Raw genomic sequence first — 24,777 nt, 5'->3', positions numbered from 1 at the left:
TTGACAAAAATGAATGAGAAAATTAGAATCTGCAAAACTACCAGTGAAAATTTAGATTTTGTCAACTTGGTCGCCTCATTAGATCAAAGTTTATGGGAACGTTATCCTGAATTCACATCAGATTATTGGGATAATAATGTTTTAGAAATAAATCCGAACGTTGTGATTATTTATTTTGAAGGAAATCCAATAGCTTGCGGATGCTTCAAAAAAAAGGATAAAAATACAATTGAAATAAAACGTATGTTTGTTTCACCAGATGTTCGGGGAATGGGTTTTGCTAAAAGAATATTACAAGAATTAGAACATTGGGCAAGTGAATTAGGTTATACGATTTCAGTTTTAGAAACTTTGTATAAACAAAAAGAAGCCATCGGGTTGTATCAAAAAGTAGGTTACGTAATAGTTGATAATTACGAACCTTATATAGGTTTGGAAAATAGTATTTGCATGCAAAAACAAATTTAAAGCGAAAATGAATGTCTGAAAATTCCTTTTTTCCTATAAAGAACTGGTCGGAAGACGACAAACCACGTGAAAAACTGATGCTGAAAGGTAAAAGTTCTTTGAGTGATGCCGAGTTAATCGCGATTTTGATTGGGTCTGGGAGTCGTAACGAATCTGCAGTAGGTTTGAGCAAACGAATTTTGGCAAGTGTAGATAATAATTTGAATGCATTAGGGAAATTATCCATTACCCAGTTGATTACTTTTAAAGGAATAGGTGAGGCCAAAGCCATTTCAATTATTTCCGCTTTAGAATTAGGGAGACGCAGAAGAGCAGAAGATGCAGTCGAATTGACAAAAATAACCTCCAGTAAAATGATTTTTGAAATCATGCAGCCAATAATTGGAGAATTACCACATGAGGAATTTTGGATTGTTTATTTGAATAATTCTAATAAAATTATTTCAAAATCACAGTTGAGTAAAGGGGGAATCACTGGAACGCTTGTTGACATTAGATTAGTGTTTAAAACCGCGTTGGAAATGGGCGCAACAGGGTTAATTTTATGTCACAATCATCCTTCAGGAACATTGGTTCCCAGTGATGCCGATAAACAAATTACAAGAAAACTGAAGTTGGCTGGAGAGAGTTTAGAAATTAAAGTATTGGATCATCTTATTGTGACGGAAGTCAGTTATTTTAGCTTTGTAGATGAAGGGATATTTTAAAAATTTGAAAATTCAAGACATTTGTCTTATATTTGAAGTCAAATGTCTTTTATATGGAGAATTTAAAAATTAAGTCTAGAGCAGCAATTGACATAGCCGTCAGGGTTTTTGTCGAGAAAGTCGAGAAAGATAGAGGTTATAAGCTGATCAATAAAAACATTACCTATAACGAATTTCTAAAAAACAGAATGTTAATCGTTCATTCTATTCGTGAGGGAATTCCTTATCATTTTTTTGATCTTATAAAAGAAAGAACTCCTTTTAATGAAGAGGATTGGGCTACTTTTTTAGGAATTTCTGCAAAATCACTTCAAAGAAATAAAGCCAAAGAAAATTTTGTTTTTAAAGCATTGCAATCAGAAAAAATTTTCGAATTGGCTGAGGTGACCTCATTAGGGAAAGAAGTTTTTGATACAGATGAGCAGTTTTATTCGTGGCTGAAAACACCTTCTTTTGCGCTTGGAAATTTAAAACCAATAGAGTTGTTAAAAGATTCTTATGGCAAAGAAATGGTTGTTAATGAATTGAATAAAATAGATCAAGGAATTTTTGTGTAATGGAAGTTTTTAGATTGACTCGTAAAAAATATCCGATTGTTCTATCCGGTAAAGGTGCCTCAATAACTGGAGCTCGCTGGAATTCTAAGGGAACGGAAATGATTTATTGCGCGCAAAGTAGAGCTTTAGCGATGGCCGAAGTCCTGGTTCATTTGTCATTAGCTACCTTACCAAGCGATTTTGTTATGTTGACATTTCATATTCGAGATACTATTTTAGTTGAAATCCTTAATACTATGAATTTAAAAACGGGTTGGAATGTTTTTCCTGGTACATTTGAAACGCCTTTATTAGGGGATGATTTTATGCGCAGAAACGAGGCTTGTGTATTCAAAGTTCCATCGGCAGTGGTGAAAGGAGATTTTAATTTTCTAATAAACCCCTATCATAAAGATTTTGATAAAATTATAATTATAGCTCAAAATGACTTTCCTTTTGATAAAAGAATTTTTAAATAATAAAATTAATGATGCAAAATAATATAAAAGATGTCTTCTTTGATTTAGATCATACGCTTTGGGATTTTGACAAAAATTCCGAATTGACATTTGAGAATATATTCAATAAGAATCACCCAACAATTGAAACTAAAATTTTCATTGAAAAATATGTTCCAATAAATCAAGCCTGTTGGAAATTATACCAATATGATAAAATTACGCATGCGGAGTTGCGTTACAATAGGTTGAAACATTCTTTTGATGCAATCGATTATTTTATTTCTGATGAGCAAATTGAAAGTATTGCACAAGAATACATCGATTTGTTGCCGGAGAACAATCATCTTTTCGATGGAACTTTTGAGGTTTTGGATTACCTGAAACAGAAATATAAACTTCATATTATTACCAATGGTTTTGCCGAAGTGCAATTTAAGAAAATAACTAATTCTAAGATTGGAAGTTATTTTCAAACGATTACAAATTCGGAAATGGCTGGCGTTAAAAAACCAAATCCAATTATTTTTGAATATGCTTTAGATTTAGCAAAGGCCAAAAAAGAAAATAGTATTATGATTGGTGATTGTCTTGAGGCTGATGTGCAAGGAGCTCTGGATGCAGGATTAGACGCTATTTTTTTTAACGAAAGTAGGGTTCAAGTTTCGAACACGATTAAACAAGTCAATCATTTATTAGAATTAAAAAAATACTTATAATTATGAAAAAAAGAATTTTATTACTATTGTTATTTGTTGCGAGTTATGGTTTTTCTCAATCGGTTAATGATTATAAAGGTGTGATGATTCCATTAAAATTTGATTTTATGAAAACCGACAACCAATATCGTCTGGCAACTTTGTCTAAGTTTAATTTAAACAAAGCTGGTTTTGAAGCTTTTTATACAAATGAAGCTGTTTCAAAAGATTACAATGACCGATGTAGTTTGTTGTATTTGGATGTCATAAAAGAAAATGCTTTTTTAGCGACAAAACTGTTTATAATTTTGAATGACTGTAACGGGAAAGTTGTATATAAATCTCAAAGTGCTTTTACTAAAGAAAAAGATACCCAGCTTGCTTATACAGAAGTTTTGAATAAAGCTTTTCAAGGTATTTATGCTTTGCAGTATAAATATAACGGGACAAATACTAGTAATAAAGTAGCAGACGCACCTGTAGTTTCACAAGTTATTATGCCTACAACTGTTTTAAATGGTTCTAAAAATGTAGAAAATGTTACGAGTAATTTGTTATATGCCCAACAAACTTCTAACGGTTTTCAATTGATTGATAGTACACCAAAGGTGATAATGAAAGTTTTTAAAACGTCAAGTACGAATTGTTATATTGCTGTAAAAGGAAATGTGCAGGGTGTTTTACTTGCAAAAGAGAATCAATGGTTTTTTGAATATTATCAAAATGACAAATTAATCTCTGAGGAAATAGAAGTTAAGTTTTAATTTAGAAGGACGAGCATTAATAATCATTGTGTTTGAAATATAGTATCAATAATAGATAATTAAAGATCTACAATCTAATAACCATATTTATCTTTCCAACGATTTTTAAGAAATTCTCTTATCGAATTTTCTCTTGAATTAGTACCAGGAATATATAATGGTGTTTTACTGATGGCGTCTGGTAAAAATTCCTGTTCCGCAAAGTTATTAGCAAAATCGTGAGAATATTTATACTCATCGCCATATCCTAATTCTTTCATCAATTTGGTTGGTGCATTGCGTAAATGGATCGGGACAGGTAAATCTCCTGTTTGTTTTACTAATTGTTGTGCATTTCCTATCGCGAGATAAGAGGCATTACTCTTTGGTGAAGTGGCTAAGTACACGGCACATTGGCTTAATATAATGCGGCTTTCAGGATAGCCAATAGTGGTAACAGCCTGAAATGTGTTATTCGCCATAATAAATGCAGTAGGATTGGCATTTCCTATATCTTCGCTGGAAAGAATGAGCATACGTCTTGCTATAAATTTTACATCCTCGCCACCTTCAATCATTCTTGCTAACCAATACACTGCTCCATTTGGATCACTTCCTCGAATTGATTTTATAAAGGCAGAAACGATGTCATAATGTTGTTCGCCACTTTTGTCATACAAAACTGTGTTTTGTTGCACCAGTTCAAATACTCGCTCATTTGTGATGATTATTTCATCTTCATCGGATGCATTTACGACAAGTTCAAAAATATTTAATAGTTTACGTCCATCGCCTCCGGAAAGTCTTAACAGGGCCTCTGTTTCTTTAAGTTTTATGTTTTTGGTTGCTAAAAAAGCATCGGTTTTTAAAGCACGTTGTAATAACGTCTCCAAATCATCTTTGGTGAAAGCATTCAAAACGTATACTTGACATCGTGACAATAAAGCAGGAATCACTTCAAAACTTGGATTTTCGGTAGTGGCGCCAATTAATGTTATCCAACCTTTTTCTACTGCTGCTAATAACGAATCTTGTTGCGATTTGCTAAAACGATGAATTTCGTCAATGAAAAGGATAGGATTTCTTGTGGTAAAAAGTCCACCACTTTGTTTTGCTTTTTCAATAACATCGCGGATGTCTTTTACACCGGAATTTATTGCACTCAATATATAAAAAGGGCGCTTTGATTCTTGCGCAATTATTTGTGCCAAAGTCGTTTTTCCCGTTCCCGGTGGTCCCCAAAAAATCAAGGAAGGAATAATTCCTTTTGCAATTTGTTGCGTCAAAGAACCATTAGGACCTACTAAATGGGATTGACTGATGTATTCTTCTAATTTTTGTGGCCGAATGCGTTCTGCAAGTGGTGCTTCCATCTGTTTTTTAAATCTGAAATCTGGATTCGTTAATCATAAATCAAAAATATGACTTTGGTAAAATTACTATTTTTATTTGGAGCTATTTCCAGCTGTTCACTATATCTTTTTATCTCGTTAAAAAAACGAGATAAAAAGGATGCCATTTCCATTTGGGCTAGGGTTGTATATTTTAAATGTCCTTTTGGTTTTAGTATGACAAAATAGCATTAAATTGCTTTTGGATAAATAATTGATTGTTATTTTTAAACCAAACAGCAAAAATGGATAAGCATTTTAAATTCACCAATTCCGTTATTGGATTACCACTTTTTTTTGTGTTATTCCTATGGTTTGTTTATTGGGTAGAAATTAGATTTGATTTTGATTTTGTTTCGAACGGAATTTTTCCGCGATCTTTTGCGGGTTTGCAAGGTGTTTTGTTTAGCCCTTTCATACATTCGGATATGAATCATCTATATAATAATTCCATACCGTTATTGGTTTTATTAGCTGCGTTGCAATTTTTTTATTCGAAACAAACTATAGCCGTGATATCGTATGGTATTCTGTTTTCAGGAATAATTACGTGGGTAATTGGAAGGGATAATTATCATATCGGTGCAAGTGGACTAATCTATGTGTTGGTTAGTTTTATTTTTTTTAAAGGGATACAAACAAAATATTATCGGTTGGTTGCTTTGTCACTAGCTGTGATCATTATGTATGGTGGGATGGTTTGGTACGTTTTTCCAAAAGTAGATGAAACCATTTCCTGGGAAGGTCATTTGGCAGGATTCATAACAGGTTTTGCGTTGTCACTGTTTTTTAAAACACCAGAGTATAAAAAGGTAATTAAATATGATTGGGAACATCCAAGTTTTAATCCTTTGGAAGATAAATTTATGCAACGTTTTGATACCAATGGAAATTTTGTAAATCTTCCAATAATTGAAGAAAATATAGAGCAAGAAGATCTAAATCCTTTTTTTACATCATGTAGGCCCGTTCAATATGAGGTTATCGCAAATGAAAAAAATGAATTAAAGCCGGAGTCTTAATTCATTTTTTAATTTTTATTAACTAATGGGAAGTGAGAATTTTTAACTTCTCTGTCTAACTGCTTCATATAAAAAAGCACCGCAAGCTACCGATACATTCAAAGAACCAATGGTTCCAAACATAGGAAGTTTTGCTTTTTCATCAACGATTTTAAGAACAGATGGATTTACTCCACGATCTTCCGAACCCATGATAATAGCAACGGGTTCATTTAGAGAAATATCATAAATATTTGTATCTGTTTTTTCTGTAGCGGCTACTGTTTTAATTCCACTAGCTTGTAAAAGAAAAATAGCATCTTTAATGTGTTCCACTTTACAAATTGGAATATTGAAAACTGCTCCAGCAGAAGTTTTTACGGTATCTCCGTTTACTGGTGCTGAACCTGCTTTTTGCACGATTATTCCATTGACACCTGTACATTCGGCCGTTCTGATAATAGCACCAAAATTACGTGCGTCAGATATTTGATCCAAGATTAAAAATAAAGGTTTTTTTCCGTTTTCAATCACTGATTCTATTAAGGATTCCAAATCAAAAAAGGAAATAGGAGAGATGGTTGCGACTGCTCCTTGATGGTTATTAGGAGTAAGTCTATTTAGTTTCTCAACCGGAACATAAGAAAAGTTTATATTACCACGCTTCATCACTTTCATTAAGTCTTTCATCAGTTCGCTGCTTGCTTCCTTTTGAATATAGACTTTGTCAACTGTGGCACCTGATTGTATTGCTTCAATAATTGCTCTAATCCCGAATATTTGATGTTCTTTTTCCATGGCGCAAAGATATAAAAAAAACCATCCCGATATTGGGATGGTTTTCAATATAATTATTTAAATAGGTCGTCTTAATGAACAGGTGTTTTAGTTACAATTGTTGGAATCGGGTTTGGTGTATTCGGATTTGCATTGATCTCTACTTGTGGGTATAAAAATCTTTGCGGAGTCCCTGGTATCCCTGCTTTCAATTGAATTCCAGCTAAGTTGTTTGATCTTCCAAAGTCATTGTATGATTCGTAATTGCCCATAAAATAGATATATCTTTCTTGGAATATTTCTCTTAATAAGGCATTTTGATTCGTAATGCTTGGCGAAGGATTTTCAATTCCACCTGCGGCAAAATCGCCAGCAGCATAAGCGGAATAGTTGAAAGTTTCAGTATCATAACCTGCATTGTCTATACCAATTGAATATCCAGTATTCAATAATGCTCTGTAGTTGTTGTAAGATGTTAAGCCAGCGGCAAAAGAAGTTCTTGCATCTACTTCAGCAATAATTAACAACATTTCGCCATAAGTCACCATTGGCATTGCAGAATCACTTCCGAATTTACCATTAGTGCCTCCATAATCTCCACCATATATGTTTAAACCATAAGGAGAAAAATATTCTTCATTATATGTGAACGCGTATCTTGCTGATTCGTCTGTTTTAGCATTTCCTCTATACAAAGGGGCTGAAGGATCTAATAATCTAGCAGCATAACTGTCTCCTGACATATAATCATCTCTGTCGTAAACTAAGAAAGAATAAAATGGGTTGAAACTTTGTAGATAACTGTTCGAAAATATTGCCTTCAAATCATCATCCGCATTGTTTATTCCTAATAATGCATTCGTTCTCGCTTTAGTATAATCTTTCACGTGAAGATAATATTTTGCTTTAAGCGAATAGGCTAATGTGATCCATTTTGACGCATTCCCGGCATAATAAATATCTTTGTCGGAAGGAATGCCTTTCCCTTTAGTGGATTGAAGATTAGTTATAGCATTATCTAGTAAAAGCTGAACACTATTGTAAACCGTGGCTTGTGCATCATACTTTGGAGTAAGATTCTTGCCTGTAATATCCAATTCAGAATAAGGAACGTCTCCCCATAAAGAAGTCACAGTTCCAATACAATGCGCTTCAATCACCTGAGTGGCTCCCTTTAATCTAGGGTTTAATTCTTGGTCCGCTTTAGAAATTGCTATTTTAGCTTGAGTAATACAGTTTACATACGCATTGTTCCAACTATCATCAAATGTTGAAGCCGTTGATGCATTCCAGTTGTTTAAGGCAACATATTGTCTGTTTTCACCGTTCGCTTGATTCAACCAAATCATCATATCTCTGGTATTTGAACTGGTTTGAAAAAACTGGTCAGCCAAAAGCACACCTTGAAATATATTTCTTGCATCAGCATCAACCAAATTGTCTGGGTCAACATTCATGTCCTCTACAAAACTTGTACAACTTAGTATTGTTGTAAAGATTAAGAATAGACTGGCTATTTTTATAATATTATTTTTCATGTTTTTAGAATTTTAAATTTACACTAAATATTATAGATTTAGTATTTGGACTGTTGAAATATTGTAATCCTCTACCATTTGATCCTCCCGTAAGATTAGTTTCGGGATCTTGACCAAGTGTTTTATCTTCTGTCCATAACCATAAATTTCTACCTGTTCCCGAAAAAGTCATGCTTTCAAATCCAATTTTTGCTTTTTCAAGTTTTAATACATAAGATAGAGTTAATTCTCTCCATTTTACCCATGAAGCAGATTTAACAAACTGTTCAGCAACTGGTCCAAAACCACCACCAAGTCCAGTATACCATGATTGATCTAGCAGCACATTACCGGCTCCAAAATCTCTAAGATTACCTCTCACAGTTCCTGCAGGAATTAATGAACCAACTGAATTAACTGTAGGTGTCGTTAGGGTTACTTCATTTGCAGTTTCCAATGGTCTACCAAAGTTATTTAAAGCTCCGTTCGTACCATCCCATAGTTGACCGCCAATTGAAGCGTCAAATAAAGTGCTTAATTTAATGTTCTTATAAGATATAGAAGTTCCAATAGCACCTCTCCAATCTGGATTAGGATTTCCTATAACTCCTTCAGCGTTTGCTACAGTTGGGAAGCCATTAGAATCCAATAGCAATGCTCCAGTTGTGTCTCTGTCAAATTTTCCTCCCCAAAGAACACCTAGTGGTTGTCCTAATACTGCACGGGAAGAAGATCCAGTGAATCCATTTAGGAATAAAGATTCGGTGCCTTCTAATTTAGTTACTTTATTAGTGTTTTTACTCCAGTTTCCAAATATATTCCATTTTAGTTCCGAAGAAGAAGAAAGTAGATTAGCATCAAATTCAACTTCTACACCTTTGTTTTGAATAGTAGCAAAATTACCATAAAGACTACTGAAAGTTGAGCTACCGTTTAAAGGAACATCCACTAATAAATCTTTAGTTTCATTGGAGTAATAGGTTCCAGAAAGTTTTATTCTCTTGAAAAATTCTAAATCGGCTCCAACCTCAAACTCTGTTTTTATTTCAGGTTTTAAGTTAGGATTTCCCCCTGTTGCTGATCTTTGGAAAGAACCGTTGTAAACTCCTGAATCATATGCGCCACCATACCCTTCAACACCTACGGCCGAATTGAAATATGTTGTTCCAGCATAAGGTCTAGGTATTGAAGCTATTTGTCCAAACGTTAATCTTAATTTACCGTTAGTAAGAACTTCATTTTCGATGTTTTGGGTAAATTTATAAGCAAACTCTGCCGTAGGATAAAAATAGACTTTTAAATTTGGGCTATAAGATGAAGAAGTCTCTAAACGTCCACCCAAAGTCAAGAATAAATAGTCTTTATAATCAAATGCGGTAGAGAAATAAGCTCCGCTTAATTTGGAGTATGTTCGGTCTAAAAAAGTCGTTTTGTCATTGATCAATGCATTGTCGTATGAAAATGAATTATTGTCAAGCAAAAAGTTTTTATAGGTACCACCTCGTTGATCGTAATGAGTTTGAGCAAAATTGACACCAGCTAAATAATTTAGCCCAATATTGTCATTTACTTTTACATCTCCTAATGCCATAATATCAACATTATATTGTTGGAAGTCAGTAACGCTTTCGCTTGCATTACCATTTCCGCCATTTTCTGCAGAATTTTTTGGCCACATAGAAATTCTTTTATCACTATATCCGTCTAAACCAAGTCGGCCTAAAATCGACATCCAGCTAGCTACATCGTGTTTTATTTCAAAACCTGCAATATAGCGATCTATAGTATTTGGGTTTTTCTGAACATTTGTCGTCCATAGTGGATTGTTGTAACTAGGTGTTAAATCACCTTCAAAAGTTCCAACATCTTGTCGGTAAGCTCTTTGGCTGTTAAATGAAGGGACTCCATTTCTAAAATTTGTTCCTTTGTAATCTCTGTTGTCAAAATCAGCAGGAGATCTATAAAGTCCTAAGAAAAGTCCTGCAAGATTAGACCCGGTTTGAACTCTGTTTGAATTTACTGATGAATAACCAAATTTACTTTTAAAACTTGTTTTCTCTCCAATTTTTGATTCAGAAGTGAAATCAATACTTGTTCTTTCATAGGTGGAACCTCTAACAACTCCTTCTTGCTTTGTACTTCCTAAACCAAGATAGAAATTAGTGTTTTCTCCTCCACCACTTATTCCAATATGATTGTCAACGTTTTGTCCGTTACCTATTACTGAATCGTAATTAGAATCATTGAAATTTGCAGTGCTATTCTTTTTCGTAATAGGATAAATAGTGTTTCCGTTATCAGAAACAAAGTACTGACCTGTAGTGTTAAATATGTCTGATCCGCCTATTCTGGTTGAAATTTTATCTCCAAAAGAAGTGGAAGCATTTCTTCGCCATACTCCGTTAGAACCTTGTCCAAAACGATCTTGAAGTTTCATCCTAACATTTACTTTATCAAAAGAAACGCTTGAATTGATATCAACCGATATTTTTCCTTTTTTTCCTTTTTTTGTTGTAATTAATACGACACCATTTGCAGCTCTATAACCCCAAAGTGCAGCTGCAGAGGCACCTTTTAATACTTGAACCGAAGCAATATCATTTGGGTTAATGTCATTCATTCTACTTTGTTGTCCTACTCCGTCTACTGTACTACCAATTTCATCACTCGAAATTGGAATACCATCAATTACAAATAAGGGTTGAGTAGAACCTGTAATAGAGTTTTGACCTCTAATTTGGATGTAGGCTCCAGATCCTGGATCTCCAGAATTCGAAACGATACTCACACTAGATGCTTTGGCAGAAAGTCCTTTTAAAACTGAGGTTTCACCTGAATTAGTTAGAACGTCACCTTTCACTTTAGAAAAAGCGGAAGCATTTTGGTTTTTCTTAACTTCAACTCCAAGTACGTTGATAACAACGCCTTCTAGTTCGATTGAATCATCTTTTAGATTTACATTCAGAGATGTAGAACTAGCAGATGCTTCTTGAGATTTCATTCCAATGTAGGAGAAAATTAGGACTTGACTTGCTGTTGCTTTGATGGAGTATTTTCCATCAAAATCAGTTTGTGTTCCAGATGTAGTTCCTTTCACTAACACACTTACGCCTGGTAAAGGCATACCTGCATTGTCAGAAACAGTTCCTGAAACAGCTCTCTCTTGCGCAAATGTTAATTGCGCCACTAGTACTACAAATATTACTAAAAATCCATTGAACTTTAGTTTCATTTTCTATTTTTTTTGAATTAGCATAGTAAAAATGCTAATAATTTGTTAATTTTCCTAACATATTATCCTTTATTTTAACTTAGTAGTAATTATTATTGTGATTTTTTTGGGAATATAACTGAAAATAACATTAAAAAGCACAAAAGTTTTTGTTTTGTGATTTTAAAAAAAGTTCAAGTTTTTCGAATTTTTTTTGTAGCCGTTTGTATTGAATAAGTATAGTTTTGGGATTTTACATGGATTGACTGTATGTATAAAGTTGGTCAAAGCTATTTTTTAACGTTTCTCACTCTTCTAATAAGTTTTTGTTTTATGTATTCGCTAAAATAGCATTTGGATCAGCTCATCTTGCAATTTATAAAGTAATTGAACAAGTTTCCAAAAAGGTGGTTTCGTTTTTTAGTTGAATTATTTAAGCGATTGTTGTTAAATAATAATTATTTGAGGCGAGTCATTTTGCAACTATAAAATACCGTTTTAATTGCGTTGGTAATCTTTTGATAGAAAAATAATTGTATAAAAAAACCACCAGCTTTAGGCTGGTGGTTTTGATAAAAATTTCGAAATAATTAGAATTTATCCCAAAAGATTTTTGATGTTAATTTGTCTCCACCAGTAATTTTTGCAGCAGCAGCACTTACGTTAGTTGCGTTTACAGTTGCTTCACCAGCAGGATAAGTTAATCTTGTAGGAACTGATTTTATATCAGCGTAAGTTGTAGCAGGAACCACTAACGCAGGAAAATCTAATCTTCTCCATGTATTCCATGCCTCAAAACCTCTATTATATAAAGCAATCCAAGATTGTTCTCCAATACTTTTTTTCCAAGTTGCAGTTGAAGTTCCATTGTAAGGATTAGCAGCTAAATATACTACTGTCGCAGCTGGGTCAACACCCCAATCATTCATAGAAGCAGTAATTGCGTTATTGTAATGAGTTGCAGCTACACCAGCAGCAGCAATACCTCTTGCCGCAGCTTCAGCTAATAAAAATTCCGTTTCAGAGTTTGTAAGTATAGTCCCTGGGAAAGATGGAGCTAAAAGTGTACTGTTTACTGTAGAGAAATTAGTATAGCTATTAGATGCGCCATAAATACCACCTCTGTATATAGTTGTACCTGGAGCAAATGTGAAATATTTAGCTCTTCTAGGATCTGATAACGTGTTTAATTTGTCAACAAATGTATCAGCGATAACAAAATCTTTTCTACCACTTGCAACTAAATCCACATATAAAGGGTTAGCATTTGGCTGTGCACCTAAATAATTCAAATTAGCGTTGTCACTACTACTTGTTATAAGTCCTGCAGTAATAGCAGCAGTTGCTTGAGTAGAAGCATAAGCAGCATCTACGTCAGCCATATTTATGGCAAGTCTTAATCTAAGAGTATTTGCAAATTTTTTCCATTTTGCAGTATTACCATTATATATAAGATCAGCAGTACCAAAGCTAGATTCTGATGTATTCAATGCAGCTTGTGCTGCGGTTAATCTAGCAATAAGGTCTTTGTAAATGGTTTGCGCATCATCATACTTTGGTAGTGGATGACCTTCGATATCTAAAGCTTCAGAATAAGGTACATCACCAAAACTATCTACTAAAACACTAAAAGTGTAAACACTCATGATTTCAACGATTGCTTTTTTGTTAGCCACAATTGTAGCTTCACTAGCACCAGCAGTAACAACCTTAGTTAGTAAAATATTAGACTCTTTAAAATCTCTAAGAACATCTCTGTAAAGAGTTGTAAAGTGAGTGTCAGGAATAGGTCGTGTAGTCAAATTGTATTGACTTTCATCTGGATAAGTTGTTTCTGTCCATTGCTGAACTAACATTCTGAAAACGTTTCTGTTTACAGAAGAGTTTACCATTTGGTCTACTAAAGTTTTTTGAGCATTTGTAAATAAAAACTCGGGTTTAGCGGATGTTGGATTTTTCGTATCTGTATTTAGTCCGGTTATATCATCAGTACATGATATAGTCAGAGCTAAAAACGAGATTAATAAAACTATTTTTTTCATAATTTAAAATTTAAATGTTACGTTAACACCAACATTTCTTGTTGTTGGTAAAGAACCTACTGAATATCCTGCAGATGAAGCACTAGCACTTAATCCACTTTCTGGGTCAGCGTATGGAAGGTTTTTATCTATTATCCATAAATTTGAACCTACTACGCTAAACTTCATTTCTTGAAGTTTCATTCTTGAAACGAAAGTACTTGGTAAAGAATAAGTAATGTTTACTTCTCTTAACTTAATGAAAGATGCATCGTAAACGAAAGCTTTATTTGGTGCTCTTCTATATCCTGATACGTTACCGTATTGATTTGGAGAAGGCGTTCTTACAGTATTAGGAGCACCGGCAGCGGTAACACCTGGTAAGATTACACCACCACCATTGGCGATTGTATTTCTAATTGGGTTACCCAATTCATTATTACCTGCAGTAACATCATATAAACCAGTAGCTAAACCATAAGATTGGTCAAGAGAGAAAATATCTCCACCTTTTTTCATGTCAATTAAGAATCCAAAAGATATATTTTTATAAGTAAATTTGTTACGGATACCACCTAACCAATCAGGATTTACATCACCAATTACATTATTTGCAGTGGCGTTAATTACGTATCTACCGTTAGCGCCAACTATTCTTTCCCCATTTAAATAAGTAAAATCAGTTCCTTTAAGTACTCCATAAGGTTCTCCTAGTGAAGCATTTAAAGTTACACCACCTTGAAATGAGTTTAATCTTAAGTTTTCAATTCCTGGAGCTAACTTAGTAACTTCATTTTTGTTTTTAGACCAGTTTACAAAAATATCCCATGCGAAATCTTTTGTTTTGAAAGGTGTAACGTTAAGTTGAACCTCAATACCTCTATTTTCTACAGTTGCAGCATTAATATATCTTGCACTGTTACCAGTAGCGGTAGAAAAAGGAACTTGGAAAGCTTCTCCGTTATTTACGTTTTTGTAAGCACTTACTTCAAATCCTACTCTTCTGTTTAAAAATTGCATTTCTAAACCAATTTCTTGAGTGTTAGTTTTAACCGCTTCTAAGTTTGGATTGTTTTTAGTACCAGCAACTGAATATTGTTGATTTGAACCAAAAGGGTCATTCTTAACATAAGTATCTACCAAAGAAAGTCCTGGAGTACCCAATGGGCTTTCAGAATAACCTGCTCTAATCTTACCAAAACTTAACCATGGTTGGTTAATATGGTTAGTGAAAACATAACTTCCAGAAGCAGAGTAACTCCAAATTGCATTTTTTCCAACTGGTAAGCTAGAAAAAGCGTCTCTTCTTGCAGTCGCATCTAAGAAAAAGAAATCTTTAAATCCTAAAGATGCTGAACCGTAGTAACTGTTAACTCCTATGTTAGCTTCTTGCTCTAATGGGAAAGGAACAGTTTGAACAGAATTTGATAAACTGAATAAGTTTGGTACTATAAGTCCACCTTGTGTAGAATTTAAAGTAGAAATAATTCTAGTTCTTACTGCTGTACCTCCAGCAACACCATTAAAACTAATGCTTTCAGAAATGTCTTTTTTGAATGTCAAGATGAAATCATAATTTTGTTCAGAAAAAGATCTTTGGTATTTTTGGTATCCAGAAGTTTCGTCTAATCGGTTTATTCCAAAAAGACCAGCGATAGATCCTGTAGCTCTTCTTTCTTCGCGTAATTCACTATAGGAATCAGTAGATATTTTTGCTGTAGCAGTTAACCAGTCAGCAATTTTATAATCCAATTTAGAATAACCGATAAAACGGTTTCTTTCATCAGATTGGTAATTTTTATATCTGATGAAATACGGGTTATCCCAGTAAATTTGAGTTAAGTCACTTGGATCAGTAAAGTTCCAGTTGATATTTTGTCCACCTGATCTTTCGTAAACTTGTTTCAATTCTTGAACGTCTACGTTTGTTTGCCACCACTGACGGAAATTCGACATGATATTTTCATTATATCCAGTTGAGTTTCTACCTATAGTGCTTTGAGCATTGTAGTTAGCGAAAACACTAGCTGATAATTTATCAGAAAATTTGTGATTAATTTTAGCACTGAAGCTATTTTTCTTCATATCACTGTTTGGAAGAATTCCTGTTTGTTTTGAATTAGTATAATTCAAAACAAAATTTGTAGTGTCATTTCCATCTTCTAACGAAACAGAGTTGTTAAATGAAGTACCTGTTTGAAAGAAAGTTGTTGGATCATTCTTAGCCGCTACCCATGGTGTAGCTTTTCCGAAACTGTCTGACCAAGGTGTAAATGCGTTCCAATTGTACACCATTATTTTTGGATCGAACGCAGCTCCATAAGAAGCATCTTCTGATGTAGGAACAACCAAATCAGGAATACCGTCTCCATTTACATCTCTTTCTAAGAAATATCCAGAAGCATCTTCATAATATGGACCGTATCCAGCTCCATATTTATCTTGATATTTTACAAATGTAGATTTGTCAATAGTGCTTCCAACAAATTCAGAAGAAACTGTTATCCCTAATCCTTTTTTTGCTCTACCTTTTTTAGTTGTAATCATTACAACACCATTACCACCTAAGTAACCATATAATGCAGAAGCTGCTGCTCCTTTTAATATATTTACACTTTCGATGTCTTCAGGATTGATATCCATTGCATTATTACCGTAATCGTAAGTTCCTCCTGCTCCTCCGGTTTGATTTCCTGTACCACCAGTTGCATTAGAGTTGTTGATTGGCATTCCGTCAATAACAATAAGCATCTCATTACTACCAGTTAAACTTTTAACCCCTCTAGATACAATACTAGATGAACCACCAAAGTTGTTGTTTCTTTTGATGTTAACACCTGCTACTTTTCCTGAAAGTTCATTAATGAAATTTCCACTTCCTGCACCTGAATTTAAGTCTTCTGCTTTAACTTCTTGAGTAGCATAACCTAGAGATTTTTTTTCTCTTTTAATTCCTAAAGCTGTTACTACAACTCCTTCAAGTTCTAACGCTCCACTTTCTAATTTCACATTCACAGTTGAAGATGTTGCCATTACTTCGCGAGATTTCATGCCTATGTAGGTAAAAATCAAGACTTGACTTGGTGAAGCTTTGATAGAATATTTTCCGTCAAAATCAGTTTGTGTCCCAGATTTAGTTCCCTTTACTAATACACTCACACCTGGTAAAGGCAATCCTGCATTATCGGAAACAGTTCCTGAAACGGCTCTTTCTTGCGCAAAAGTTAGTTGCGCCACAAGTACTACTAATAGTACTAAGAATCCATTGAACTTTAGTTTCATTTTTAAATATTTTGAATTAGTGCGACAAAAATCTTAATAATTTGTTAACTTTCCTAATAAATGAAACTCTTATTTTACGAGGATGTTGAAATTTAACAGTATCCTTGATTTAATAATTCTAGCTATATAGATATCACAACGGTATTAAATATTTTTAAAATGCTTAATTTTTTTTTAAATTGAAAATCTAGAAATACTTAATTCGCTAATTTATTTTTAATACAAGAGATGTTTTTTATTTGTTAATTTTCTCGATTTTAAGTTTTCCATGGGATATTACGTCCTGCAAATACGCGATTCAAACTGATTATGATTATACGAGATTTGATTGATATAATAGGGACCGATATGGGTTACAGTATTTCACCGAAAGTAGTATTCTAAGAAAATAAGCGAATGTATACAATCCCTTGCAAAAGCATTGGGTAAATATGGGATTATGACCTGTTAAGTCAAAGTGTATTTCTTAGGAAAAATGGAAAAATCAAACCATTTCTAATTGCTCAAAAAACATTAAAACATATGATTTTGAACTTGACCCTAAAGTGAAGCTGTCAAGAAAGTATAATATTAAGTGGGGGAGGGAGTTTTTGCCTTAGTTAAAAAAAATTAATTATTTTTATTATAATAATTAAGCTACCCAAAAAGAGGTGTTAAATTGAAATATTATAACTCAATGTTAGTCTGCTCATTCTTATAAAGTATATATGTGGACAATCATAAGTGTTGTAGCGTTATATATGCGTTTTAGACTGGTAGGTTTATCATTGAAATTGCAGAAGGAATATATGTAAACATAGTGAAGCTAAATCGGCGTATTTTTCAACTGATCAATAAGATAAATTGAAGCTTTAAGTAGATAGTAGTTGGCCTTATAATTTTTCGTGTAACAAACTTTATACTATGAAATTGGAAAGAGAAGATTTTTTTTGTGCAACTTTCCATCCTTTGGTGATACAATTCAACCGTAATTATATGGGAACTTATAAAACAAAACTGCAGCAATGCCTTATTTCCTTTAGATTAAATATTCTGGTTTTGTTTTCTAATAATCCTCGGTAGTTTTTTCAATTTAGACTAGGATTGAAATAAAAAAGGACCGCCATTGCTGGCGGTCCTTTTTCTTGGAATTATTATTATGTTAGTTTCCTAAAGCAGGATCTCCTGATCTCCAGAATGGATTAGAAGGATCTGAATCAGCAAATATTTGTGCTGCTGTTAGCACTGGAACATTTGCTGCATTAGCAATGTACTCAGAAATTGGATAAATTAAACTTCTAGGTTTTCTTTTTTCAGTAGCTGTTGTAGCTAATGGAGTTAAAGGATAACCCGTACGGTTGTAATCAATAAATGATTCAATACCATGAATTCCAGCTAAACCAATCCATTTTTGATACATAATTGCATGTAAATTTTGAGCAAAAGTGTTAGCTACATTAAATCCAAAATTTGGTTTTGTAGCATTTACAGTTGTCAAATAAGTACCTACTGTAGAAGTTAAATATTTAAATGAAGCTTGAACTCCTAAATCAAAGTTTGCAGAGGCTCCTGTAAATAAAGTTGGGTAACGTAACGCAGCTTCAGCTCGCAAGAAATAAGCTTCTTGTAATGTCATTACATAACCATTACTAGATGCATAATCTGAAGTTGCGGAAGCAACAATTGCATTTTCAGGATTTAACAATCCAGTTCCTAGTCTTGCCGGTAAACCAGCGGCACCAGTAGTAGGGAATATATCAACTACATTACTTCCTTGGGTAACCGCTCTTTGATAAGTTTGACCAGCACCATTACCAAAAAGTCTTGTTCTTCTTGGATCCGCAACATTTGGGTAGAATATACCTGAACCAGCAATTATTTCTGGCGCTCCTGTTGTTGTGTAAACTGAGGCAGCATTTAATGCTTTGTATATGTGACCTGACTCCGTTATGAAAGTGCGGTTAGCTAGTGAATTAAGCGCAGAATCAAAGAAGAAAACTCCATAAGTTGGATTCAATTGATCATCATTAGAATCAGAATAACCAGGATTTATAGTAACTGAACTAGATATCAATGAAGCTGAGGCTAATTTAGTTAATCTTGCATTTCTGTAAGTTGCAATAGCACCAGTGTTATTTGACATTCTCAATAACATTCTTAATTCAATAGTATTTGCAAATTGTACCCAACGATTCATGTCACCGTGTAGCATAACATCAAAGCCAGCAATGTCTTCCGATACAGAAGGATCTGATTTTGCAATTAAAGCACGTGCTTCATCTAAACCAGTCAATAACTGACGGTAAATAAATTGATCGTCATTATAAGCTGGAGTTAAGTTTTCAAATCCTTTAAACGCTCCAGTGAAAGGCGCATTACCGTAAAGGTCAACTATGTACTGCATGTAATGAGCTTTCATTATTTTTGCAGCAGCAACTGAATAATTGTACTTTCCAGAAGTATTGGGGTAGTCAATAATTTTTTGAATGTTATTTAGATTCAAATATAGATTATTCCAAATTGGATTGTAAAAAGAGTTGTCAATAGTTAATTGAAATTCTTTACTATAACCTCCTGTGTACGATTGTACATTACTTGCCCACGTGTTCATAAAAACGTTACCTAATTGATTCATCGAAGTAGCTTGTACTCTATACGAACCAACCTGCGATGCGGGCATTAATTTCGCCGGATTTAATTGACTTTCAGACAGACGGTTAGGGTCTGTGTTGACATCTAAATAATCATTGCACGAATACATGACTAAGGCAAGAATCGGCAATATAAATTTTATTTTTTTCATTTTATTTATGTATTAGAATGTTAAGTTTATACTTGCTCCATAAGTTTTAGTTGTAGGATATTGACCAACGTTAGATATACCTAAACCATTTCCTGTAGTGTTTGAAGCTTCAGGATCAGTATATCCTTGGTTTTTAATACCATTACCGTTATTTATGAAAAAGATAAAAGGATCACGTGCGTTAACACCAAATTTGAAAGAAGTAAGTCCAGTGTTTTTCAAAAGTTTAGAAGGTAAATCATATGATAATGATAATTCTTTGATTTTAACAGCAGATGCATCTAAAAGCATAGCTTCTCCAGTTCTGTTATATTGACCTGAAAAATAATCCAAAGCACCTCTGTATGTTCCACCACCATAAGTTGTGTTAAAAGTAGGTGTAGCATTAGTTGTAAATACTCCAGGTGTAGTCTGTTGTACTGAATTTGGAACAATATAACCTGTTTCTCTAGGTTGAGAAGCTGACTCTAAAGTGTATCCTGCGAATGCCATTGTAGCATAGGCTTCAGAATAAATACTGTGTCCTGCGCGGTAATCAGCAACTGCAGTTAATGATAATCCTTTGTAGCTAAATGTGTTAGAAAAACCGATAATGTAATCAGGTGTAGATTTACCTAATTTTTTGAAATCAGTTGTTTTTAATGGTACACCATTAGAATTAACAATAATATGTCCTTGTGGATCTCTTTCGTAAGCAGTACCTTTAATTAAAGGAAATTCTTCTCCTACTTCTGCAAAAACACCAATGAAAGTGTTTGATTGTAAGTTCACGGAGTTTACTCCGTTAGATAATGCTTTAACTACAGTTTTGTAAGAAGAATAGTTAGCTTTTATATTCCAATTAAAGCCATTAGCATTACGGAATGGATTAAGACCTAAATCTATTTCATATCCTTTGTTTTGTAAATCTCCAACATTTTGTAATGAATTAACAAATCCAGAAGGAGTTGAAGCGGTAGCTCTTGTTATTAAGTCACTCGTGTCCGTAATATAATAAGTACCATCAAGTGTAACTCTGTCACCAAAGAAACCTAAATTAACACCGGCTTCTTTTGTAGTATAAAATTCTGGTTTGATATTAGCAGAGGTAGGTGCTTGGTTAAAGCCAAAACCAACTAAATCACCAAAAGGGAAACCAGCAGCTGAAACGCCTGTTGCATTAGTCGCATAAGGGTTAACTGATGTAGTATTTCCTAGTTTAGTAAAACTTGCTGATAACTTCACATAATTTAATACATCACCTTTTAAGTTTTCAAATGCTCTTGTTGGAACAAATGAAACACCTACTGAAGGATAGAAAACTCCATCAGCAACAGTAGAAGATTTGTCGTAACGCGCAGTAGCATTTAAAAACAAATATCCTTTATAATCTAAATCTAAGTTACCAAAACCAGATATACTTCTTCTTCTAGTGATTCCATTTGCTAAAGTAGATGGATTGGATGGACTTAAAACGTTGTTTACATGGTAGTAACCTGGAGTATCTAAATTTGTACCCCCTTGAGTTGAAACTCTTGTAAAGTTGTCTTGCATGTTGTTTCCAACATTAAATTTTAAATTCAAATCTTCAGTAAGATCATAATTAAAATTGAAGATTAAATCACCATAGAATTTTCTCCCAAACGATTGACTTACAAAGTATGAAGATGTTTGTGGTGTTCCTCCCAAAGCTTCATATGAAGAAGCTGTATCACCGAAATCTGAATACGGAGAAAAATCATAGTCTATACCAAGATTGTCAAATCCATCATCGTGAGAGGTTGATTGTGTGTAACGCAATTGTACATTGCTGGTGTAATTAACAGAGATGTTTTTGTTGAATTGATAATTTAAGGCTGCAATACCATTAAATACGTCACTTCCATCATCATTGCGGACTTGTTTTATTACTTGATATGGGTTTCTAGCATAAACAGAGTAGTTACCTTGATGCCCTGAATTTTTAAATTCGGCGATAGGTACATTAGTAGCTGTTTGTAGTAAATCATCAAATAGATCACTGTCAGTTTGTGTAACAGACTGGTTTATGTAATTGATGTTTGCATCAATTGTGAAATTACCCATTTTTTTACCGCCTTTGAATAAAAAGCTGTTACGTTTCAAACCGTCTCCTTGAACTACGAAGTCAGTAGTTTGTCTGTTTACACTTAATAAAGAATAACCGTCCTCATTACCGCCATTGATTGTTATACCATTTTGTAAAATAGTACCTGTTCTAAAGAAATCACGAATGTTATCAGAACCTAAAGATTTCCATTCTGTAGTAAGAAAATGTCCGTCCGCTTGTGGTAAACCAACCGGAACGATAGTACCAGCGAAAGCAGGATTATTAAACGCAGGACCCCATGCTCCATTTTCATAAGGAGAAAATTGAACGCTATTGTTTCTTGGATCTGTAGCATTTGGAAATTTAAAATCGTATCCGTATGCCCATCCTTGTCCGTATTTGGTTTGTCTTTCTGGTAAAAAAGAAACTGTTTGAAAATCAACAGAAGAAGTTAGGCTAACTGTCATTTTTGAATTTTGTGTTCCTTTTTTAGTAGTAACAACAATTACTCCATTTGAACCTTGTTCTCCATAAAGTGCGGAACCTTGTTGTCCTTTAATAACATTGACACTTTCAATCACCTCTGGTGGTAACAGTGCTAAGATAGACGCAGATGAAATTGCATTGTCAATTACTATTAAAGCTTGATTACTTCCTGTAAGTGAGCGATTTCCTCTTAATACAATTTTTGTATTAGGGTTAGCGCCATTGCTTGCAGTGTTAATTTGTAATCCTGAAACTTTACCAGCAAGTGCTTGTATAACGTTAGGACTAGAGGCTTGAGTAAGTTCTTTTGCTTTAACTACTTGTTGAGTAGACGTTTGTGCGTCTTTTCTCTTTTTAATACCCATTGCTCCAGTAATTAAAACTTCTTCTAATTTTACACTACTGTCTTGTAGTTTAATATTGATAGAATTTGAAGCTCCAACTGTAGCTCTAGACTCGGCCATACCGATGAAAGAGAATACTAAAACATCTCCCGTTTTTGCTTTGATAGAATACTTTCCGTCAAAATCAGTTTGTACACCCCTTGTTGTTCCTTGAATAAGAACATTGGCACCTGGTAATGGTCCTGTAGCATCGGAAACTACCCCTGTAACAGTTTTCTCTTGTGCAAATGAAAGCTGCATTGTTAACACTACTAATAGCGTAAAAATCCATTTGAATTTTGATCTCATATTAAATTATATTGAATTAGTTATGCGACAAAAATCTTAATAATTTGTTAACTTTCCTAATAAATGAAAAAATTTATTTTTGTGACTAAAATTTTACATTATAACAGATGTGAACAATAGTGTTATAAAATTTGAAGTTTTGATTTTTTGCAATCCCGTTAGCCAGCGCTATTTTTAGCCAACCGTTTTTTGTTTGTAAGCCTAATCCTGCGCCAATGCTGAATAAATTCTCTTTTTGCTTTTTTTCGTTTATAATGGTTTTATCTGTATACATACCGTAATCTAGGATCGAGTGAATGTATAAACTAGGAGACAGTGTATGTCTGTACTCTGTTAATATTGATGTTAAAAAATTGGCTTGCAGACTATTTTCATCAAATCCTCTTATAGAATTTAAGCCTCCGAAACGAAATAGTTCGTTTAATATGTAATTTTCGCTATGCAAATAATAATTTTGAGTCGTTATGTTGATGTTGTTTTTTTGGTTTAGATGAAAATTATGCATGGCTTGAAAACTGATATAAAATTGTTTGTTTGTGTCAAGTAAATTGGATGAGTTGTTTCGATTTCTTTTTCCTAGTCCAACGCCTAGGGAAAAAGTTGACTTTTTGTTAAAAGTTAAGCTGTTTTTATCAGTTTTAGAATAAGTAAAATTTGAAGTAAAAAAGGAATTGTTGTAATCACCTAAGAATTGGTTATTACTATTTTGAATATCGCTTGATTCCGTAGCTTCGTAGCCTATGTATAATCTTGAATTATAGTTAATGTAATATCCCAGATCAATTGCGGTTTTTGTGTTTTGATAGGTGCTGTCTTGTTTAAAAATATTAATATTTGCTTTCAGTGCAAGTGGCGTTTTGAATATATAGGGTAGTTCAAGGTTGGCTCTAAAGGTTTTTTGTTTGTTGCCGTCGCTTTTCCAATAGATAGAAAATTGTTCTCCAGCATGTAAGGTATTTTCTAAGGTTACATCCAAATAACCGGTAAAAGCTATTTTTTTGTTTTCATTGTTTGAAAAACCTACGAAACCATCAAAAGTGTTTGATTTTTTTTTCTCAAGATATAAATAGACTTTAGTAGAGTCTTTGGTAAATAAAATTTCAGGATATTTTATTTGAGTTACAAATCCAAAGTTGTCAAAATCATCATGAATTTGTTTTAACATTTCTTGGTTGAAGGTTTTATCGTGGTATTTTTTGTTGATTTGTTCTAAATGTCCTTTTGGGAAATTGATTTTGTTTTTATTTTCAGAAGTTTTAATTATAATAGCGTTTAAGGTTCTCTGTTTGTTTGTTTCTAAAATCAAATCTGCAAAAAGTATTGTGTTTATATTTCGTATGTTATTGAGTTTTATATTTGCTAAAGAAAATCCTTTTTGTTCTAATTGGTGGATTGTATTATTCAAAAAATCTTCTGTTTCGTTATATGGAATCACGATTGTGTCTGATTTTGTGTTAGTTGTAATTAATTTTTTTAATTCTGCATTTGTACCTATATATATATGTATAAATTTCACTCTTTTTCCTAAACTAATTTTTGCAGTATAACTGGAGTCCTTAGTATTTATATTGTCAAGTATTTTGTTTTCGATATATCCTGTTTTTGATAGTTTTTCAGATACTCGATTGATTTCGTCCTGCAAGAGCTTTAGGTTTGTTTGTGCAGAAGTGTAATGTAAAGAGTCTATTGTTTTTGTTTCAGAATCAGAAGTTCCTATGATATTTAATTTAAAATTTTGCGCAGAACAAGTCAGAGCAAAATTAAAAAGCACAAAAAAAATAGCAAGATGTTTCAAATGAAAATATGTTTTAATAAAAGTAATGCAAATATCTTTTGTTTGTAGTAAAAATCAAACTGTAAAATAATCTTGTTGAAAATTAATGGGTTAAGGTTTGTAGAGTAAAAAATATTTCTTACATTTGCAACCCCGTAAAAAGCGGGAATTAAATATACATAATAA

16 protein-coding genes are annotated in these 24,777 nt (G+C 33.3%); 7 read left to right on the top strand and 9 right to left on the bottom strand.

The annotated features are described in order from the left end of the window. The first annotated feature begins 9 nt into the window (after positions 1-9). Genes IWX84_RS03960 through IWX84_RS03935 form a run of 6 tightly spaced genes read left to right on the top strand, consistent with a single transcriptional unit; the run spans position 10 to position 3,631 of the window. Positions 10-468 (top strand): GNAT family N-acetyltransferase, encoded by a 459-nt coding sequence (locus IWX84_RS03960; protein ID WP_196849448.1) that lies wholly within the window; start codon positions 10-12, stop codon positions 466-468. Between the two features lie 11 nt (positions 469-479). Further along, the gene (radC, locus tag IWX84_RS03955) at positions 480-1,175 is read left to right on the top strand and encodes a RadC family protein (protein WP_196849447.1); all 696 of its coding nucleotides are present in this window, start codon (positions 480-482) and stop codon (positions 1,173-1,175) included. A gap of 53 nt (positions 1,176-1,228) precedes the next feature. After that, complete coding sequence (locus IWX84_RS03950) at positions 1,229-1,732, top strand: antitoxin Xre/MbcA/ParS toxin-binding domain-containing protein (RefSeq protein ID WP_196849446.1); 504 nt, start codon at positions 1,229-1,231, stop codon at positions 1,730-1,732. Continuing rightward, positions 1,732-2,190: an RES family NAD+ phosphorylase gene (locus IWX84_RS03945; RefSeq protein ID WP_196849445.1), complete on the top strand. Its 459-nt coding sequence runs from the start codon at positions 1,732-1,734 to the stop codon at positions 2,188-2,190. The genes IWX84_RS03950 and IWX84_RS03945 overlap by 1 nt, the downstream gene beginning before the upstream one ends. An 11-nt stretch (positions 2,191-2,201) precedes the next feature. Next, the gene (locus tag IWX84_RS03940; RefSeq protein ID WP_196849507.1) at positions 2,202-2,888 is read left to right on the top strand and encodes a YjjG family noncanonical pyrimidine nucleotidase; all 687 of its coding nucleotides are present in this window, start codon (positions 2,202-2,204) and stop codon (positions 2,886-2,888) included. Between the two features lie 2 nt (positions 2,889-2,890). Continuing rightward, the gene (locus IWX84_RS03935) at positions 2,891-3,631 is read left to right on the top strand and encodes a hypothetical protein (protein ID WP_196849444.1); all 741 of its coding nucleotides are present in this window, start codon (positions 2,891-2,893) and stop codon (positions 3,629-3,631) included. Between the two features lie 74 nt (positions 3,632-3,705). Here IWX84_RS03935 and IWX84_RS03930 read toward each other — a convergent pair whose 3' ends face one another. Next, positions 3,706-4,983 carry a replication-associated recombination protein A gene (locus IWX84_RS03930; protein ID WP_196849443.1) on the bottom strand — a complete coding sequence of 426 codons (1,278 nt, stop codon included), beginning with the start codon at positions 4,981-4,983 and terminating at the stop codon, positions 3,706-3,708. A 263-nt stretch (positions 4,984-5,246) separates the two neighbouring features. Between IWX84_RS03930 and IWX84_RS03925 the strand changes: the two genes are divergently transcribed. Continuing rightward, entirely contained in the window at positions 5,247-6,023 is a 777-nt protein-coding gene (locus tag IWX84_RS03925) for a rhomboid family intramembrane serine protease (RefSeq protein WP_196849442.1), read from the top strand. A gap of 42 nt (positions 6,024-6,065) precedes the next feature. Here the strand turns inward: IWX84_RS03925 and rlmB are convergent, their stop codons facing one another. From rlmB to IWX84_RS03885, 8 genes are all read right to left on the bottom strand, one after another. Beyond that, complete coding sequence (rlmB, locus tag IWX84_RS03920; RefSeq protein ID WP_196849441.1) at positions 6,066-6,800, bottom strand: 23S rRNA (guanosine(2251)-2'-O)-methyltransferase RlmB; 735 nt, start codon at positions 6,798-6,800, stop codon at positions 6,066-6,068. A gap of 71 nt (positions 6,801-6,871) precedes the next feature. Beyond that, a complete protein-coding gene (locus IWX84_RS03915; protein WP_196849440.1) occupies positions 6,872-8,317 on the bottom strand; it encodes a SusD/RagB family nutrient-binding outer membrane lipoprotein in 1,446 nt (481 codons plus the stop codon). 4 nt (positions 8,318-8,321) lie between these two features. Beyond that, positions 8,322-11,528, bottom strand: coding sequence for a SusC/RagA family TonB-linked outer membrane protein (locus tag IWX84_RS03910; protein ID WP_196849439.1), 3,207 nt, complete (start codon positions 11,526-11,528; stop codon positions 8,322-8,324). Positions 11,529-12,097: 569 nt separating this feature from the next. Further along, positions 12,098-13,549 carry a SusD/RagB family nutrient-binding outer membrane lipoprotein gene (locus tag IWX84_RS03905; protein WP_231385405.1) on the bottom strand — a complete coding sequence of 484 codons (1,452 nt, stop codon included), beginning with the start codon at positions 13,547-13,549 and terminating at the stop codon, positions 12,098-12,100. Between the two features lie 3 nt (positions 13,550-13,552). Next, a complete protein-coding gene (locus IWX84_RS03900) occupies positions 13,553-16,810 on the bottom strand; it encodes a SusC/RagA family TonB-linked outer membrane protein (RefSeq protein ID WP_196849438.1) in 3,258 nt (1,085 codons plus the stop codon). Between the two features lie 1,141 nt (positions 16,811-17,951). Beyond that, positions 17,952-19,592, bottom strand: a complete 1,641-nt coding sequence (locus IWX84_RS03895; RefSeq protein ID WP_196849437.1) for a SusD/RagB family nutrient-binding outer membrane lipoprotein — start codon at positions 19,590-19,592, stop codon at positions 17,952-17,954. A gap of 12 nt (positions 19,593-19,604) precedes the next feature. After that, positions 19,605-22,817 (bottom strand): SusC/RagA family TonB-linked outer membrane protein, encoded by a 3,213-nt coding sequence (locus IWX84_RS03890; protein WP_196849436.1) that lies wholly within the window; start codon positions 22,815-22,817, stop codon positions 19,605-19,607. 85 nt (positions 22,818-22,902) lie between these two features. After that, the gene (locus IWX84_RS03885) at positions 22,903-24,612 is read right to left on the bottom strand and encodes a hypothetical protein (protein WP_196849435.1); all 1,710 of its coding nucleotides are present in this window, start codon (positions 24,610-24,612) and stop codon (positions 22,903-22,905) included. Positions 24,613-24,777: the final 165 nt, after the last annotated feature.

Source organism: Flavobacterium sp. CG_9.10 (genome assembly GCF_015752245.1).
In the GTDB taxonomy this organism is placed as follows: domain Bacteria; phylum Bacteroidota; class Bacteroidia; order Flavobacteriales; family Flavobacteriaceae; genus Flavobacterium.
This window is presented reverse-complemented; position numbering and strand designations above follow the sequence as displayed.

Excerpts from the sequence above, each read along its gene's own strand:
- IWX84_RS03950 (WP_196849446.1), top strand. The coding sequence starts at position 1,229 with ATGGAGAATTTAAAAATTAAGTCTAGAGCAGCAATTGACATAGCCGTC.
- radC (WP_196849447.1), top strand. The coding sequence starts at position 480 with ATGTCTGAAAATTCCTTTTTTCCTATAAAGAACTGGTCGGAAGACGAC.
- IWX84_RS03910 (WP_196849439.1), bottom strand. The coding sequence starts at position 11,528 with ATGAAACTAAAGTTCAATGGATTTTTAGTAATATTTGTAGTACTAGTG.
- IWX84_RS03925 (WP_196849442.1), top strand. The coding sequence starts at position 5,247 with ATGGATAAGCATTTTAAATTCACCAATTCCGTTATTGGATTACCACTT.
- IWX84_RS03935 (WP_196849444.1), top strand. The coding sequence starts at position 2,891 with ATGAAAAAAAGAATTTTATTACTATTGTTATTTGTTGCGAGTTATGGT.
- IWX84_RS03960 (WP_196849448.1), top strand. The coding sequence starts at position 10 with ATGAATGAGAAAATTAGAATCTGCAAAACTACCAGTGAAAATTTAGAT.
- IWX84_RS03930 (WP_196849443.1), bottom strand. The coding sequence starts at position 4,983 with ATGGAAGCACCACTTGCAGAACGCATTCGGCCACAAAAATTAGAAGAA.
- IWX84_RS03940 (WP_196849507.1), top strand. The coding sequence starts at position 2,202 with ATGCAAAATAATATAAAAGATGTCTTCTTTGATTTAGATCATACGCTT.
- IWX84_RS03900 (WP_196849438.1), bottom strand. The coding sequence starts at position 16,810 with ATGAAACTAAAGTTCAATGGATTCTTAGTACTATTAGTAGTACTTGTG.
- IWX84_RS03915 (WP_196849440.1), bottom strand. The coding sequence starts at position 8,317 with ATGAAAAATAATATTATAAAAATAGCCAGTCTATTCTTAATCTTTACA.
- IWX84_RS03945 (WP_196849445.1), top strand. The coding sequence starts at position 1,732 with ATGGAAGTTTTTAGATTGACTCGTAAAAAATATCCGATTGTTCTATCC.
- IWX84_RS03905 (WP_231385405.1), bottom strand. The coding sequence starts at position 13,549 with ATGAAAAAAATAGTTTTATTAATCTCGTTTTTAGCTCTGACTATATCA.
- IWX84_RS03890 (WP_196849436.1), bottom strand. The coding sequence starts at position 22,817 with ATGAGATCAAAATTCAAATGGATTTTTACGCTATTAGTAGTGTTAACA.
- rlmB (WP_196849441.1), bottom strand. The coding sequence starts at position 6,800 with ATGGAAAAAGAACATCAAATATTCGGGATTAGAGCAATTATTGAAGCA.
- IWX84_RS03895 (WP_196849437.1), bottom strand. The coding sequence starts at position 19,592 with ATGAAAAAAATAAAATTTATATTGCCGATTCTTGCCTTAGTCATGTAT.